This window comes from Tenacibaculum sp. 47A_GOM-205m (genome assembly GCF_000518405.1).
GTDB classification, from domain to species: domain Bacteria; phylum Bacteroidota; class Bacteroidia; order Flavobacteriales; family Flavobacteriaceae; genus Polaribacter; species Polaribacter lutimaris.
The window spans coordinates 101,935-117,855 of the sequence record NZ_JADN01000007.1 but is presented as its reverse complement, the minus strand read 5'-3'; the positions used below and the strand labels follow the sequence as shown (position 1 = coordinate 117,855).

Below are 15,921 nucleotides of genomic sequence, written 5' to 3'. Positions count from 1 at the left end.
TTATAAATTTAAATTTCGGTTATCGCTGTTTTACCATTTAATTTAGGTAACTGTATCATGTCTCCAAAGATCTTATTATACTTATCAGGATAATACTCACTTCTTCCATCTCCTGGATAAAAAGTAAGTTCTCCAAATAAGGTTTTCCCTTTAATTGAATATAAATCAACTCTTACAAAAGGAAACCCTACAGATATTTTTTTAGCAATGTTTATCATTTCTTCAAAGTTCTGAGGTTTATGAATTGTTGATTCAAAAACATTACTTTTTGTACCTTTATTTACAGGAAGTCTATTAAAATCTAAATCATAAATTTCTCGTTTATAACTTTCTCCCCCACCTCTATTCATGTGAACTTCAAGGTACTTCGGCTCTCCTTTAAAACAGAAAAATTTATAATCTGTCAACGAACTTCTTCCTTCTTCTATCAAAAATTCTTCAGCAATGATTTTAGGTTCTATATCTTTATACCCCCATTCTTGTCCTGTACGATAATATTGATTAGAACGTAACCATCTTGCTAGTTTTCTTTTAACTCTACTTAGATTTAATGTACTTTTATCTTCAACTATAATGGTATGTCTATTTGTATGAACAGCCTTCAGTACAAATTTATCAGGTAACTCTGTTAAATCTAATTGACTTGCCTTAGTGTAAACCCCTAATGTTTTAATTAAGTATCGTTCACCTATTTTATCTTTTACATATTCTTTAACGGTATATTTATCTATTAAAATATTAAGAATACGTGGTCGATAAAACCTCTTATACCACTGAATTTTCTGATTGAATTCTACTGGATTATCAAAATCTAATTTCTTTCCTGTAGCATACTCATACGAAAATGGCAAAAAATATTTTTGTGGTAAAAAGGTCATCTTTTTAAGAAGCCATAAAACTGTTCTGTTCATTTATCAAAAAGATTAAACCGCTACATCATACTCTCTAAGAGCATCATTCAACGAAGTTTTCTTATTCGTACTCTCTTTACGTTTACCAATGATTAAAGCACAAGGAACTTGATATTCACCTGCAGCAAACTTCTTTGTATAACTTCCTGGAATTACTACAGAACGTGCAGGAACAACTCCTTTCATTTCAACTGGTTCATCACCTGTTACATCAATGATTTTAGTACTCATTGTTAATACTACATTCGCTCCTAAAACCGCTTCTTTCTCTACTCTAACTCCTTCAACAACAATACAACGAGAGCCGATAAATGCTCCGTCTTCAATAATTACTGGTGCTGCTTGTAAAGGCTCTAAAACCCCTCCAATTCCTACTCCACCAGATAAGTGTACGTTTTTACCAATTTGCGCACAAGAACCTACAGTTGCCCAAGTATCTACCATCGTTCCTTCATCAACATACGCTCCAATATTTACATAACTAGGCATTAAAATAGTTCCTGCTGAAATATAGGCTCCGTGACGAGCTACCGCATTAGGAACCACACGAATTCCTTTCGCTTCGTAACCTCTCTTTAATGGAATTTTATCATGATATTCAAAAATACCTGCTTCTAAAGTTTCCATTTTTTGAATAGGAAAATATAACACTACTGCCTTTTTTACCCATTCATTTACTTGCCATCCATTGTCAGTTGGCTCAGCAACACGTAAATCTCCAGCGTCTAATAAATCTACTACTTTTCTAATAGCATTAATCGTAGTTTCTTCCTTCAGTAAATCGCGGTTATCCCACGCTTTTTCTATAATTGATTGTAATTCTGTCATTTTTAATAATATTTTTCAGCAAAAATAAAGTTGCTTTCAAGAATATACCGCGAAGATACATTTTTTAAACAGATATTCCTCCCTTGTTTAATTTAGCTACCTTTGCAAAAAACTTTTTTAATGGGCAGAATATTAGCCATAGATTTTGGAAAAAAAAGAACAGGAATTGCCGTAACCGATGAACTTCAAATTATTGCTTCGGGTTTAACAACTGTAAACACCTCTGAACTTATCACATTTTTAAAAGAGTATACTCAAAAAGAAAATGTTGAACTTTTTTTAGTTGGAAAACCAAAGCAGATGGATAATTCTGATAGTGAAAGTGAAGTGCTCATAACTCCTTTTCTTCAAAAGCTTGAGAAAACTATTCCTTCTATCCCTATAAAACGTGTAGATGAGCGTTTTACTTCTAAAATGGCTTTTCAAACAATGATTGATAGCGGTTTAAAGAAAAAACAACGTCAAAACAAGGCCTTAGTAGACGAAATTAGTGCTACAATTATCTTACAATCGTATTTGTATAACAAATAAATTTTCTAACACAGAGCTTTCTTTGTATTTTTGCAATCCTTAAAAATTAAAAAGTAGATGATTTTACCCATTGTAGCATACGGAGATCCCGTTTTACGTAAAGTAGGAAAAGAAATCGATAACGATTATCCGCAGTTAGAAAAACTAATTGCCGATATGAGAGAAACCATGTACAATGCTAACGGACTTGGTTTAGCAGCTCCTCAAATAGGAAAAGACATCCGTTTGTTTATAATCGATGCTTCTCCTTTTGCTGAAGATGAAGATTTAAGTGAAGAAGAGAAAAACTACTTTAAAGACTTTAACCGTGTGTTCATCAATGCTAAAATTATTAAAGAAGAAGGTGATGAATGGGCTTTTAACGAAGGGTGTTTAAGTATTCCTACCATTAATGAGGATGTTTTTCGTCAAGAAACTATTACTATTGAATACCAAGATGAAAACTTTGAAAAGCACACAGAAACGTTAAGCGGATTACCTGCACGTGTTTTTCAACATGAATACGATCATATTGAAGGAGTTTTGTTTACAGATAAACTTTCTTCTTTAAAAAAGAGATTAATTAAAAAGAAATTAGAGAATATTTCAAAAGGAAAGGTTAATGCAGGTTATCGCATGCGTTTTCCAAATGCTAAGAAATAATAATATACTAAAACAGTAAGACATGGAATTTAACAAAATTATAGCTGTTACTGGTAAACCAGGTTTATATGAAATTTTATCACAAACTAAAACTGGGGTTATCGTAAAATCAATTGTAGATGGTAAACGTTTTCCTATTACAGCGACTCACAATGTAAGTTTATTAGAAAACATCGCTATTTACACATATGAAGAAGAAGTGCCTTTAGCACGTGTTTTTAAGAACATTGCTGAAAAAGCAGAAGGTAAAGAAGCGATTTCTCACAAAGAAAGTGCAGCTAAATTAACTGATTTCTTTGGTGAGGTTTTACCAGATTTTGATCAAGAGCGTGTATATGCTTCAAATATTAAAAAAGTAATTCAGTGGTACAACACATTAGCAAAAGCTAATTTTGATTTTAGTTCCTTAGTTGAAGCTACTGAAGAAACAACTGCAGAAGAAGCCTAAATCGTGAATACTCGTAAGCAACAGTTAGCCGCCTTTAATCGTTTGTTAGACATCATGGACGATCTTCGTGAGAAGTGTCCGTGGGATAAAAAACAAACCTTACAAAGTCTACGTCATTTAACTATTGAAGAAACCTACGAGTTAGCAGATGCTATTTTAGACAACGATTTAGAAGAAATAAAAAAAGAATTAGGCGATGTGCTTTTGCACATCGTCTTTTATGCTAAAATAGGAAGCGAAAAACAAGCTTTCGATATTGCTGACGTAGCCAATTCAATTTCAGATAAACTCATCGACCGTCATCCGCATATTTATGGTGATGTAGTTGTTGAAAATGAAGAAGACGTTAAGAAAAACTGGGAAAAGCTCAAGCTAAAAGAGGGGAATAAATCGGTTTTAGAAGGCGTTCCTAAAAGTTTACCTGCAGTGGTAAAAGCCAATCGTATTCAAGATAAAGTTGCTGGTGTTGGTTTTGATTGGGAAGAACCCCATCAAGTGTGGGAAAAAGTTCAAGAAGAGCTTTCTGAGCTAAACGAAGAAATCAAAAACAACAATCAAGAGAAAATAGAAAAAGAGTTTGGAGACGTTTTATTCTCCATGATTAACTACGCTCGTTTTATTGGAGTTAATCCTGAAAATGCCTTAGAAAAAACCAATAAAAAATTCATCAATCGCTTTCAGTTTTTAGAAGAAGCTGCCAAAAAAGAAGGCAAGCAACTTTCTGACATGACCCTCGCTGAAATGGATGTGCATTGGGAAAATTCGAAAGAATTTTTCAAATAATCGACTACCGTCATTGCGAATCTTTCGGCTGTCGCTCAAGACAGACTAAAATGAAGCAATCTTTTTCTCGATTAAAAGTTAGCCACGTCGTTATCACTCCTCGCTATGACGTTCCTTGTCATTCCGAACGCGAGAGAGGAATCTCTCCCAAGGAAGTTCCAAATATTTTTTAAAATTACTAAAACTCGATTGTAAGATTTCTCAGTCGTACCTCCTTCGAAATGACAACTAACAACCCAACCGTCATTGTGAATCTTTCAGCTGTCGCTCAAGACAGACTAAAATGAAGCAATCTTTGTATCAATTAAAAGTTAGCCACGTCGTTACCACTACTCGCTATGACGTTCCTTGTCATTCCGAACGCGAGAGAGGAATCTCACTCAATGAAGTTACAAATATTTTTTAGAATTACTAAAACTCGATTGTAAGATTTCTCAGTCGTATCTCCTTCGAAATGACAACATGTAACCGTCATTGTGAATCTTTCGGCTGTCACCAAGACAGACTAAAATGAAGCAATCTTTTTCTCGATTAAAAGTTAGCCACGTTGTTACCACTACTCGCTATGACGTTATCTGTCATTCCGAACGAGAGAGAGGAATCTCACCAAAGGAAGTTCCAAATAATTTTTAGAAATACAAACACTCAACCTTGAGATTTCTCAGTCGTACCTTCTTCGAAATGACAAATTTTGTATTTTTACTCTATGAACATTATCATCATCACCGGAGGAAGTAAAGGAATCGGTAGAGCCTTAGCCGAAAAATACGCACAAGAAAATTACAAAGTATACTCGTTATCGAGAAGTATTACGGATTTACAAAACGTTACACAAGTACCTGTGGATTTATCGGATACCAAAGTAACTCACGATACGTTTACAATGTTGTTAGGCGAAATTAAAGACCTTCCTATTTCGTCCGTTACATTAATTAACAATGCAGGACGATTAGGGGTTATCTCTAATTTAGAAAACATTCCTTCGGAAGATATTGCCAAAAGTATTCATTTAAACACCACTACTCCACTCATTTTATCCAGTTTGTTTATCAAAGCCACACAACAGTTAACCTGTAAAAAACAGATTATTAGTATTTCTTCAGGTGCAGCCGTAAAACCGTATGAAGGTTGGAGTATTTACTGTACATCTAAAGCTGCGATTGACATGATGACCAAAACTATTGCTGCGGAACAAAATGAGCTTGAACATGGGGTGAAATGCAATGCTATTTATCCTGGTGTAGTAGATACCAACATGCAAACTGATATTAGAAGTACCAATGAAAAAGATTTTAAAAACGTACAACGTTTTATCGATTTAAAAGAAAACGATCAGTTGTACACTCCTGAGTACGTTGCTGAAACCATTTTTACTATAGACATCCAAAACAAACTTAAAAATGGAGATATTGTGGATATTCGGAATTTCCAATAACAGTTAATCTCAATACTTAAATTGAATAAAAATGAAAAAGAGTTTACTTATCCTAACTATCCTAATTAACTTTTTAAGCTGTCAGAATTATGAAAGCGAAAAATATATTGAGAAAGAGAATATAGCTATTAACGATCTTATCCTTGAAATGATAAAATTCGATGAAATGGTAAAACTTAATAATTGGGATAATAAACAATTAAAACTTTATATTTTTTCTAAATTAGATACAAATACAGCATACTCTGTTAAACCTACTGGATATGATACTGGAGCAAACGGAATTAGTTATTCTAAAGAAAAAATAGAGGGAAATAAAAAGAGATTTGAAAATGAATTAGAAAAATTTGAGAAAGAAGAGCGTTTATATTACGACCTGAAAAAAGGAAAGATAAAAGAGCGAAACTTAGATTACAATTTCTCGAATGAAAAAATTGCCTTTGAATACATTAATCCTCAAAACATAAAAGACTTTAACCCAAAAAAAAATGAATATGGTTACTTGGGCGTTTCAAGAATTATATTTAATTGGAATTACACTGTTGGTTATTTACATTACACCTTCTTTTGTGGAGATTTATGTGCTTGGAACGACAATATCAAAATAGAAAAGATAAATGGAAAATGGAAAATAGTCGAACGCTATTCTGGAGGAATTTCTTAAAAAATGAAATCATGAAAAAGAAAATAAAATTGCTAACAATTTGTCTTCTAGCGTTTATAACTATTGGACATTCACAATCCAACGATACAATAAGAGGGAAAATTGTTTCTTCTATCACTCGCAAAAAACCAGTAGGAAAAATAGTTATCTCTGAAAAAGGTAGTACTGATTTTATTGAAGCAGATAGCTTAGGCTATTTTAAATTTATTACCAAAAACAAAAAATCTGAATATCATTTAGTTATAGTTGCAGGAGATTATGATGTTCAAGAATTTGTCTTTAAATCTAAATGGCTAAACTATAAAAGACCTAAACATATAGTTGTTAATGCTAAATGTAGACTGAATAAAGAGAAAGCCTCATCAGATTGGAAAGCTGGGAAAGCTAAGCTTTATTTAATGAGTGGAATTGCCCCCATAGCTACTACTAAAAAAGACAAGAGATTTAAAAGAAAATATGGTGTTGAATATTATGATTTTGGTTGTGAAGCAAGACTACCTGAATGTTTAATTGATTACAATACAAGAATTTTTAAAACTTTAGATTTAACATTTGGAAGAAAATGGAGAAAGACTGTAAGAAAAGATGTTATCGGCTATCAATAGCAATTCTTAACATAGACACCCAAAACAAACTTAAAAATGAGGATATTGTGGATATTCAGAATTTCCAATAACAGTTAATCTCAGTACTTAAATTGAATAAAAATGAAAAAGAATTTACTTATCCTAAGTATCCTAATTAACTTTTTAAACTGTCAGAATTATGAAAATGAAAAACACATTGAAGAAAGATTTCTTTACGTTTTTAATATTGACTCTTTAGAAACTAAAATGAAATATGAATTAACAATAAAGAATAATGACAGTTTAACGATATACAAGTACAAAAACCTAATTGATAGTGAAAAGAATATGGATTTTAAATTTATTAAGAAAACTAATCAATTATTCTTTTCTGGAACTGAATTTAAGTTAATTAAGAAAGGGCATTTTTCAGATAGAAATCTTTCAAAATTTGGCTTTGATCTCTATATACTGACTAAACATATTTATGATGGAAATGGTCCTATATTTTTTAATCCCGAATATGGAGTTTTGAATTTAGACAATGGCTGGGGTAGAAGTTTTTTATATTTGAAAAAAAAGGAAGAGACTCAATTTACCAAAACTATAATTACTACACTTAAAGAAAAAGTATTTTTCCATGAAACATATAATTAATATTGACTTCTAAATGGAACTCTCCAATAAACAACTAAAAAAGATTTTATTCATACTGATTATTATTTTTCAAGTAGTTCTATTTTCTACAATGGCTTATAATGAGCTATTTGTAAACACAAAAGAAAAAAGTTATGAGAAAATAAAAACAATGCTAAAAGAACAAAGTTTTGCAGGAATTATAACAAAAAAGACTAGAGATAAAAACAATCATAATAATGCCTTAGTAATTTTTGACAATGGTGAAAAACTTGTCTTATTTGAGCAAACTTACTCACAAATTGAAGAAAAAGACTCTGTTGTAAAAAAACAAAATGACTTACACATTGAAGTTTACAGAAAAGGAATTAAAAAGATAATTGATTTAAATGAAATTTTAGATTACTATAAATAAAAAACAATTTACCATTAAATTAAATTTGTTAACATTGAATATAAATCATTAAAACGGATTCATATTCTCAAACGAGTTATCAAAACTCCTAATAAGCATCCACATCAATAATAAAGCGGATCGGTCTAAAATCTTTGACTGCTTCAAAGGTGTTTTTAATTTTTTGTAACTGCTCTTTGGTTTTTCCTAAGGATTGTTTTGGTGGAATTTTGATTACTAAATTTTTAATGTACTGGTTTCGAATACGAGAAACCGCAGGTGCTGTAGGTCCTAATACATTTTCATGAAACACATTTTGTAACGCTTTTGCCAACCAGTTGATACCGTTATCCACACGCGTGTAATCTTTGTGCTTTAAGGTAATTTTTATCAAGCGATAGTAAGGCGGATAATGAAACTGCCAACGATCTTGCAATTGCTCTTTATACATTTCTGTATAATTATTGGTCGATACCTGCTGTAAAATCTGATGATACGGATTATAAGTTTGTATCGCCACATTTCCTTGCTTTTTGGTACGTCCCGCCCTACCCGATACTTGTACCATCAATTGAAAAGCACGTTCGTGGGCTCTAAAATCAGGGAAGTTGAGCATTGAATCCGCATTTAAGATTCCTACCAGCGATACATTTTCAAAATCCAATCCTTTAGAAAGCATTTGCGTTCCTACCAAAATATCAATTTCTTGCGCTTCAAAAGCCCCAATAATCTTTTGATAACCATATTTGCCGCGCGTGGTATCCAAGTCCATTCGCCCAATGTTATGATTCGGAAATAGCTCTTTTAACTCGAGTTCAATTTGCTCCGTTCCGAAACCTTTGGTGTCTAAGGTAGCACTTCCACAAGCACCACAACTATTCGGCATTGCACGTTGGTAATGGCAATAATGACATTTTAACTCTTTGCGGAATTTATGATAGGTTAAACTCACATCGCAATTCGGACATTGAGGAGAAACACCACAAGTAGTACACTCTACCACAGGCGAAAATCCACGTCGGTTTTGAAATAAAATAACCTGTTCTTTTTCCTCCAACGCTTCCGTAATCATTTTTAATAAACGATCCGAAAAATGACCATTCATTTCCTTTTTTCGGTGCTTTTCTTTAATGTCTATCAGCTCGATTTTAGGCAACTGAATGTTTCCGAAACGACGCGTTAATTCTATAAATCCGTATTTGTTTTGCTCAGCATTAAAATAACTCTCTATTGATGGTGTTGCAGAACCTAACAATACTTTTGCTTGATGTAAATTACCTAATACTACCGAAGCATCACGCGCATTGTAACGTGGTGACGGTTCAAATTGCTTGTACGACGTTTCGTGCTCTTCATCCACTACAATCAACCCTAAGTTTGAAAACGGTAAAAACAACGAAGAACGCGCTCCTAAAATAACCTGCGCTTTCGGTTTATTTTCTAACACGTTGTTCCACACCTCTACCCGTTCATTCATCGAGTATTTTGAATGGAATACAGAAATAAAGTTTCCAAAATAGTTTTGTAAACGGGTAATAATTTGAGTTGTTAAGGCTATTTCTGGTAGTAAAAACAATACCTGTTTTCCTTCAGCAATCACTTCTTTAATTAGTTTTACATAAATTTCTGTTTTACCAGAACCTGTAACCCCATGTAATAAACTTACCTGTTGTGTTTCAAAAGAAGTTTTTATTTGATTGAAAGCTTCTTGTTGAAACTCATTCAACTCTTTTATCTGATTCGTTTCTCCTTGGTAGTTAATTCGATCGGTTTGAATATGATAAAACTCAAAAATATCTTTCTCTACTAAGGCTTTTAAAACTGCGGAAGAAGCTCCCGACTGTTCTTCTAAATCTTTTGCTTTTATCGGCTTTTTAGCCACTGCTAACTGAAAATACGTCAGTACAGCTTCTCGTTGCTTTTTAGCTCTTGAAAGCTCCTCAAAAAGTGTTTGTAAGCCTTCATTTGAAGCATAATTATTATGTAATCGAACATACTTAACCAGTTTAGGTTTGTAGGTTTCGTAAATTTCTTCTTTAATGTAAATCGCGCTCTTCTCTATCAATCCGTTAATGATAGGAAGTACGGTTTTCTTTCCTAAAATATCAGCAACTTGATGAATGGTTAACTGTGAATGATGTTGTAAGGCTTCAAAAATTAAAAACTCTTCATCGGTTAGTATTGCTTCTTCTTCAAAGTTTTCATTTTTATAGATGATGGTTTCACTTTCTAGCAAAAATGCTGAAGGTAAGGCTGCTCTGTATACATCACCTAACGAACACATATAATAGCTTGAAATCCACTGCCAATGTTTTAGTTGCTGTTCTGTTATAATAGGCGTATCATCTAATATTTGATGAATGTCTTTGGCTTCATATAATTCGGGTGCCGTTTGATGAATGTTAAACACCAATGCGGTATAAATTTTACTTTTTCCGAAGGAAACCGCTACACGCATTCCTTTTTTTAAAAAAGAAGCTTCTGCCTCGGTTACCGTATAGGTAAACGTTTTTTGCAACGGAATGGGTAATATGACGTCGATGAAATATGGCATTATTCTACTATTTCTATGGGACCTGCTGGATTATATTTTATATCATATCCATTTTCATCCACAAGTGGAATAGCCTGATTTAGTTTTATTTTTAAAGGATATAATTTCTTTAGGGAATCTATATTTTCTCTATTAAAACCTACAATAAACTTATAATATGATTTAGAAATAGTATCTAATTTGTTTTTTAAACTGGGCTTAAAATTATTTAAATCACTTAAAAATTCTAAATATATCAAGTTAGTATATGGAGTATCAGAAAATTCAGGGTCATTTCCTTTATTAAAAAATTGCCTTTTTAACATTTTTTCAACATCAACCGTGTTAAAATTATACTTTATTCGATTGTGAAAAAAAATACTATCAGTATAATAATCTATAAACAATACATTTTTAAATTTTATTAATCCACAAACTGCATGACCACAAGCAATAATACTTCTTATTGAAAAAGGAACTTCATTCTTTTTTGTCTTTATAAAATATTTAATCTTTTTATTATCATAATTCTTACAAAAAACAGCAGTTAACGAATTGAAACTTTTTACTGTATCTAAATCAAAAACTATTGTAGAATCTGTATTTTTCTGTGTAGGAAAAACATCTTTTATGGTTAAAGCTTGTTCCTTAACTGTTTTGGAACAAGAAATAATTAGCAGAAATAAAACAGGAAGTATGTAAAAAGTGGTTTTCTTCATCTAATATCAAAACTACACAAAAATGTGTACATTGTAAACACCAAAGCTTCTATATTTATGACTTCAATAGAATGGAAAAATAAGGTAAGTAAAAAACAGGTTAACAATTAACCACTTATCATTTCTAAGTACAGCTTTTCTACTTTGGCTCTTGCCCAAGGTGTTGTTCTTAAAAACTTTAGACTGGATTTATAGGTCGGATTCTTTTTAAAAGCATTTATATTCAACATATCTCCCATTTCCTCCCAACCATACTCTAAGTATAATTCTTCTAACATGGTGGCTAATTTTATTCCGTGAAGCGGATTATTTGGCTGTTTTTGACTCATGCTACAAAGGTAAATAATCTATTGTAGCAACTCATCTAACAAACTCCTTATTTTATGACTATTCCAATCTGCTGGTCCTTTTTTATCTACAACTATAACTCCATTTTTATCAATAACAAACGTCGCAGGAATTGAATTGCTCACTAATTGGTCAGGTACTTTTGATAAAATATTATACGTTGGTAAATCGTAACCTTTATCTTTATAAAAAGTATCAATAGTTGTCCAATCTTCATTACTTACAAATACAAATTCAACCTTATCTTTGTAATCATCGTATAATTTTTGAATACTTGGCATTTCTGCAACACAAGGCGGGCACCAAGTTGCCCAAAAATTTACAAATACTACTTTTTCTTTTAACGAGTTAAAATCAACACTCTCTGTATTTAATCCTTTTAAATTCCAATTATAATCTGTTAATTCTACTCTTTTATCCTCAGTTATAGTTGACGGTGCAAAAGAAATTAATCGAATAAAATATACTTTGGTTGGTGGATATAACAGTAATCCTATTAAGATTACAAATATGATGTTGGAAATTGTTTTTCTATTAAATTTCATCAAATTATTTTTTAGGTAGAATTGTCGTTTTAAATACTAACACATTACAACAATTACTTTTCTTTAATTTTTTTCTCAAATCTACCACTCTTAAGGAAGATCAAGAAAATATTAACAAACATTTGGGTAATACTGTTCTATAATATTAAACACATCCGTCCCTTTTGTTTGCTAATTTTTCAATACTTTAGCAACACTTTTTAAACAAACATACTTAAGAATGAAAAATACAGCTTTATCACATGTACATGAAGCTTTAGGAGCAAAAATGGTTCCTTTTGCGGGATACAATATGCCTGTGCAATACGAAGGAGTAAATATTGAACACGAAACTGTTAGAAACGGTGTAGGTGTTTTTGATGTGAGCCATATGGGAGAGTTCTTCTTAAAAGGAGAAAATGCATTAGCTTTAATTCAAAAAGTTTCATCTAACGATGCTTCTAAATTAACTCCAGGAAAAGCTCAATATAGCTGTATGCCAAATAACGATGGTGGTATTGTAGATGATTTAATTATTTACATGATTGCTGAAAATGAGTATATGTTAGTAGTAAATGCTTCTAATATTGAAAAGGATTGGAACTGGATTTCGCAACACAACGATTTAAATGTTGAAATGGAAAACCGTTCTGAAGATTGGTCGTTATTAGCCATTCAAGGTCCAAAAGCTGCTGAGGCAATGCAATCGTTAACTTCAGTAGATTTAACAAATATTAAATTCTATACTTTTGAAATTACTGATTTTGCTGGAATTCCGAACGTTGTAGTTTCTGCTACAGGTTATACGGGTTCTGGTGGATTTGAGGTATATGTAAAGAATGAAGATGTTGAGCAACTTTGGAATAAAGTTTTTGAAGCTGGTAAAGATTGGGGAATTAAACCTATCGGGTTAGCTGCTCGTGATACTTTACGTTTAGAAATGGGATATTGTTTATATGGTAACGATATTGACGATACTACTTCTCCTTTAGAAGCTGGTTTAGGTTGGATTACTAAGTTTACCAAAGATTTTGTAAATGCTGAAGCTTTAAAAGCACAAAAAGAAGCGGGTGTTACTCGTAAATTAGTTGCTTTTGAATTAACAGAACGCGGTGTACCTCGTCATGATTACGAGATTGTTGATGCTGACGGAAACAACATTGGTCGTGTTACTTCAGGAACTATGAGTCCTTCTTTAGGAAAAGGAATTGGTTTAGGATACGTTACTATTGAAAACTCAAAAATTGATAGCGATATATTTATTCAAGTACGTAAAAAACAACTTTCTGCAAAGGTGGTTAAATTGCCTTTTTACAAAGGATAAAATATAAACTCCAATAAAAAAGCAGCTCAAATGAGCTGCTTTTTTTTACCCCTAAATAAAATAATTTGACTTTCCCCTTAAATCAAATTAAGTACTTACTTACTAGTAAGCACCCCGAATTTACTTAAAACCTGTGTTCTTTTTATTTACAGTACCTCAAACGTACTTTTTTAAGTTACTAGTGTAGTATACGATAGCTTAAAAGAAAAAAGCAGCTCTTTAAAAGAACTGCTTTTTTACTTATTTATCTAAACGCTTAGTTGTTTTTCTTTTCGTCATCTTTTGATGCCTTGTTCCAGATTTTGATTTCGTCATCAGCAGTTACCCCTTCTAATACCTGAATGTTTACGCCATCAGAAACTCCTAATTTTAACTCACGCTTTTCAAACTCATCTTCCCCTTTTTTCACCTCTACATATGGCTCTTCAGTTTTCTTGTCAAAACGCAATAACGATTCTTTAATAGATAACACACTGTCTTTCTTTTCTAAAACAATATCTGCATTGGCACTATATCCTGCTCTCACAAAATAATTATCATCAAGACTTACATCTGCCTTAATTTTAAATTGTACCGCTCCGTTTTCTTCTGTTCCTTTAGGTGCAATAAAATTTAATACTGCAGGAAACTTTTTATTTTCAATAGCTCCTAATGAAACTTCGATGTTAGAACCTTTTACCAACTTTCCTACTTCTGATTCATCAACTTGTCCTTCAAAAATCATCTTCTCCATATCTGCAATCGTAGCAATGGTAGTTCCTTCGTTAAAATTGTTAGACTGAATAACTTGGTATCCTTTCTTAACTGGAATTTCTACCACCATACCCGAGGTTGTTGCTCTAATGTTTGTATTAGCTCCTGCCGAACCTACTGATCCTTTTTTTATGATTTGGTAATCGTTTTGAGCATTTCTCAAGTCATTTTTTGCTTGGTTATATGACAATTGAGAAGCTTCAAACTCTTGACTAGAAATTACTCCTTTATCAAATAAGCTTTTATTTCTATCATATTGAGTTTTGGCATTGTTTAATTGAATTTGCACAGAACTAATTCGTCCTTTAGCACTCTGTAACGATTGCTCATTAGGCACTACTCGTACTGTAGCTAATAAATCTCCTGCTTTTACAATTGCTCCCTCTTCAACCACAATTTTATCTATAATTCCTGCAATTTGTGGTTTTATTTCAACTTCTTCTAAAGGAACAACCTTACCTGTGGCTACTGCCTTTTTTACAATAGTTGTTTTAAATGGTTTTTCCGTTTCGTAAGTAACCACACTTTTTTGATTTTTCTTTCCTAACCAAATTAGGATGACTACAAATAATAGTGCTACGATTCCTAAAATAATTTTTGCTCTTTTGCTCATGATTAATTGATTATTTCTTTTTTTATTCTTCTCTTAATGCTTCAATTGGTTTTACTACTGTTGCCATGTATGCTGGTATTAATCCTATTAGTGTTCCTAAAACAACTAATATGAAAAATGCCAACATTATTATAGGTATATTTACGGTCGGATTTACTAGGGCAGAATCAGGTCCACTTCCCCATTTGTAATCTATATACATCAATAAAAAACCTCCTATAACAATACCTATCATACCAGCAATAGTTGTTAAAAAAACAGATTCTAATACAACTTGCCTTCTTATACTTCTAGGAGTTGCACCTAAAGCTCGTCTAATTCCAATTTCTTTAGTACGTTCTTTTACAGTAATTAACAAGATGTTTCCAATAGCAAAAACTCCTGCTATTAAAGTTGCAATACCAACAAACCAAGTTAAAAACTGCATTCCTGTTAAAAAGCCCATTAATTTATCTATCTGATCTCCTAAATTCACACTACCAAAAGCTCTTTTATCTTCTGGATGTACTTTATGTAAACTTTTTAGTGTTAATAAGATATCTTTCTCCATTTGTTTGATATCTACTCCTTCATTAGCCGTAATCATCATCCAATCTACTTTATTGGACGTATTATATACTTTTTGAAAAGTGGTAAACGGTATATAGGCAGTATCTCCATCAATATCAATAGTGTTTGAAGGTTTATACACTCCTACAACCTTGTAGTTTACGTTGCTAATTTTAACATACTGCCCAATAGGCATTTCCTTTTTATCAAACAGCTGTTTGTACATATCTTCAGATATTACACAAACTTTGGAGTTGTTTTTTATATCATTTTGATTAAGAAAACGTCCATAAATTAAATCTTTCTTTTGTACAAGATCTAAAACTGGATAATCTCCACTGACCTGAAAACTACCTGTTTTAAAACCTTTAACAATAGTTCCGTTTGTTTGATTTCTAGGAGCTAATAACTTTATTTCTTTAGCATATTCTTTTTCAAGAACCTCTATATCTTTAAATGTTAGGTTAAATCTTCTACCTTTTTGAAAACCCTTAAAAGGTATATCGGTTCTCTGCGTCCATACAAAAACACTGTTGGTTGCAAAATCTCCAAAAAGTTTTTTAAACCCATTCTCTAAACCTCTAGCAGCTCCCAGCAAACCTACTAATAATAAAATCCCCCAAAACACTCCTACAATAGTAATTATTGTTCTAATTTTATTTTTACGAATACTTCCGTAAATTTCTTGCCAAGTGTCTGAATCAAATAAAAACTTCATAA

18 protein-coding genes are annotated in these 15,921 nt (G+C 32.0%); 10 read left to right on the top strand and 8 right to left on the bottom strand.

The features are described 5' to 3' along the window. Positions 1-8: 8 nt before the first annotated feature. Both N534_RS0107525 and N534_RS0107520 read right to left on the bottom strand, forming a co-directional pair. Positions 9-911 carry an ATP-grasp fold amidoligase family protein gene (locus N534_RS0107525; RefSeq protein WP_028891900.1) on the bottom strand — a complete coding sequence of 301 codons (903 nt, stop codon included), beginning with the start codon at positions 909-911 and terminating at the stop codon, positions 9-11. A gap of 12 nt (positions 912-923) precedes the next feature. Beyond that, positions 924-1,739: a 2,3,4,5-tetrahydropyridine-2,6-dicarboxylate N-succinyltransferase gene (locus N534_RS0107520; RefSeq protein WP_028891899.1), complete on the bottom strand. Its 816-nt coding sequence runs from the start codon at positions 1,737-1,739 to the stop codon at positions 924-926. A 120-nt stretch (positions 1,740-1,859) separates the two neighbouring features. Here N534_RS0107520 and ruvX point away from each other — a divergent pair, with 120 nt between their 5' ends. From ruvX to N534_RS15505, 9 genes are all read left to right on the top strand, one after another. Beyond that, positions 1,860-2,270 carry a Holliday junction resolvase RuvX gene (ruvX, locus tag N534_RS0107515; protein WP_028891898.1) on the top strand — a complete coding sequence of 137 codons (411 nt, stop codon included), beginning with the start codon at positions 1,860-1,862 and terminating at the stop codon, positions 2,268-2,270. A gap of 57 nt (positions 2,271-2,327) precedes the next feature. Continuing rightward, positions 2,328-2,912, top strand: coding sequence for a peptide deformylase (def, locus tag N534_RS0107510; protein ID WP_028891897.1), 585 nt, complete (start codon positions 2,328-2,330; stop codon positions 2,910-2,912). Positions 2,913-2,934: 22 nt separating this feature from the next. Further along, positions 2,935-3,360 carry a DUF5606 domain-containing protein gene (locus N534_RS0107505; protein ID WP_028891896.1) on the top strand — a complete coding sequence of 142 codons (426 nt, stop codon included), beginning with the start codon at positions 2,935-2,937 and terminating at the stop codon, positions 3,358-3,360. Positions 3,361-3,363: 3 nt separating this feature from the next. Further along, positions 3,364-4,143, top strand: coding sequence for a nucleoside triphosphate pyrophosphohydrolase (gene mazG, locus N534_RS0107500; protein ID WP_028891895.1), 780 nt, complete (start codon positions 3,364-3,366; stop codon positions 4,141-4,143). 706 nt (positions 4,144-4,849) lie between these two features. Beyond that, positions 4,850-5,578, top strand: a complete 729-nt coding sequence (locus N534_RS0107495; RefSeq protein WP_028891894.1) for a (S)-benzoin forming benzil reductase — start codon at positions 4,850-4,852, stop codon at positions 5,576-5,578. 31 nt (positions 5,579-5,609) lie between these two features. Further along, complete coding sequence (locus N534_RS0107490; protein WP_028891893.1) at positions 5,610-6,242, top strand: hypothetical protein; 633 nt, start codon at positions 5,610-5,612, stop codon at positions 6,240-6,242. Between the two features lie 11 nt (positions 6,243-6,253). Further along, a complete protein-coding gene (locus N534_RS0107485) occupies positions 6,254-6,847 on the top strand; it encodes a hypothetical protein (protein WP_028891892.1) in 594 nt (197 codons plus the stop codon). Between the two features lie 102 nt (positions 6,848-6,949). Next, positions 6,950-7,465: a hypothetical protein gene (locus tag N534_RS0107480; RefSeq protein WP_028891891.1), complete on the top strand. Its 516-nt coding sequence runs from the start codon at positions 6,950-6,952 to the stop codon at positions 7,463-7,465. A 13-nt stretch (positions 7,466-7,478) separates the two neighbouring features. Next, positions 7,479-7,859, top strand: a complete 381-nt coding sequence (locus N534_RS15505; RefSeq protein WP_156025576.1) for an HAD hydrolase family protein — start codon at positions 7,479-7,481, stop codon at positions 7,857-7,859. 88 nt (positions 7,860-7,947) lie between these two features. Here the strand turns inward: N534_RS15505 and priA are convergent, their stop codons facing one another. The 4 genes from priA to N534_RS0107455 all read right to left on the bottom strand — a co-directional run bounded on the left by priA (position 7,948) and on the right by N534_RS0107455 (position 11,983). After that, positions 7,948-10,392, bottom strand: coding sequence for a primosomal protein N' (gene priA / locus N534_RS0107470; RefSeq protein ID WP_028891889.1), 2,445 nt, complete (start codon positions 10,390-10,392; stop codon positions 7,948-7,950). Then, a complete protein-coding gene (locus N534_RS0107465) occupies positions 10,392-11,090 on the bottom strand; it encodes a hypothetical protein (RefSeq protein WP_028891888.1) in 699 nt (232 codons plus the stop codon). Before N534_RS0107465 ends, priA begins: the two co-directional genes overlap by 1 nt. A 107-nt stretch (positions 11,091-11,197) precedes the next feature. Continuing rightward, entirely contained in the window at positions 11,198-11,419 is a 222-nt protein-coding gene (locus N534_RS0107460) for a VF530 family DNA-binding protein (RefSeq protein WP_028891887.1), read from the bottom strand. Positions 11,420-11,437: 18 nt separating this feature from the next. Next, positions 11,438-11,983 carry a TlpA disulfide reductase family protein gene (locus tag N534_RS0107455; RefSeq protein ID WP_028891886.1) on the bottom strand — a complete coding sequence of 182 codons (546 nt, stop codon included), beginning with the start codon at positions 11,981-11,983 and terminating at the stop codon, positions 11,438-11,440. 220 nt (positions 11,984-12,203) lie between these two features. On the opposite strand from N534_RS0107455, the gene gcvT reads away from it, so the two are divergent. Further along, entirely contained in the window at positions 12,204-13,286 is a 1,083-nt protein-coding gene (gene gcvT, locus N534_RS0107450; protein WP_028891885.1) for a glycine cleavage system aminomethyltransferase GcvT, read from the top strand. Positions 13,287-13,542: 256 nt separating this feature from the next. On the opposite strand, the gene N534_RS0107445 is transcribed toward gcvT, so the two are convergent. Together N534_RS0107445 and N534_RS0107440 are read right to left on the bottom strand one after the other, a co-directional pair. Further along, entirely contained in the window at positions 13,543-14,652 is a 1,110-nt protein-coding gene (locus tag N534_RS0107445; protein ID WP_028891884.1) for an efflux RND transporter periplasmic adaptor subunit, read from the bottom strand. A gap of 22 nt (positions 14,653-14,674) precedes the next feature. After that, positions 14,675-15,919, bottom strand: coding sequence for an ABC transporter permease (locus N534_RS0107440; RefSeq protein WP_028891883.1), 1,245 nt, complete (start codon positions 15,917-15,919; stop codon positions 14,675-14,677). Between the last annotated feature and the right edge of the window lie 2 nt (positions 15,920-15,921).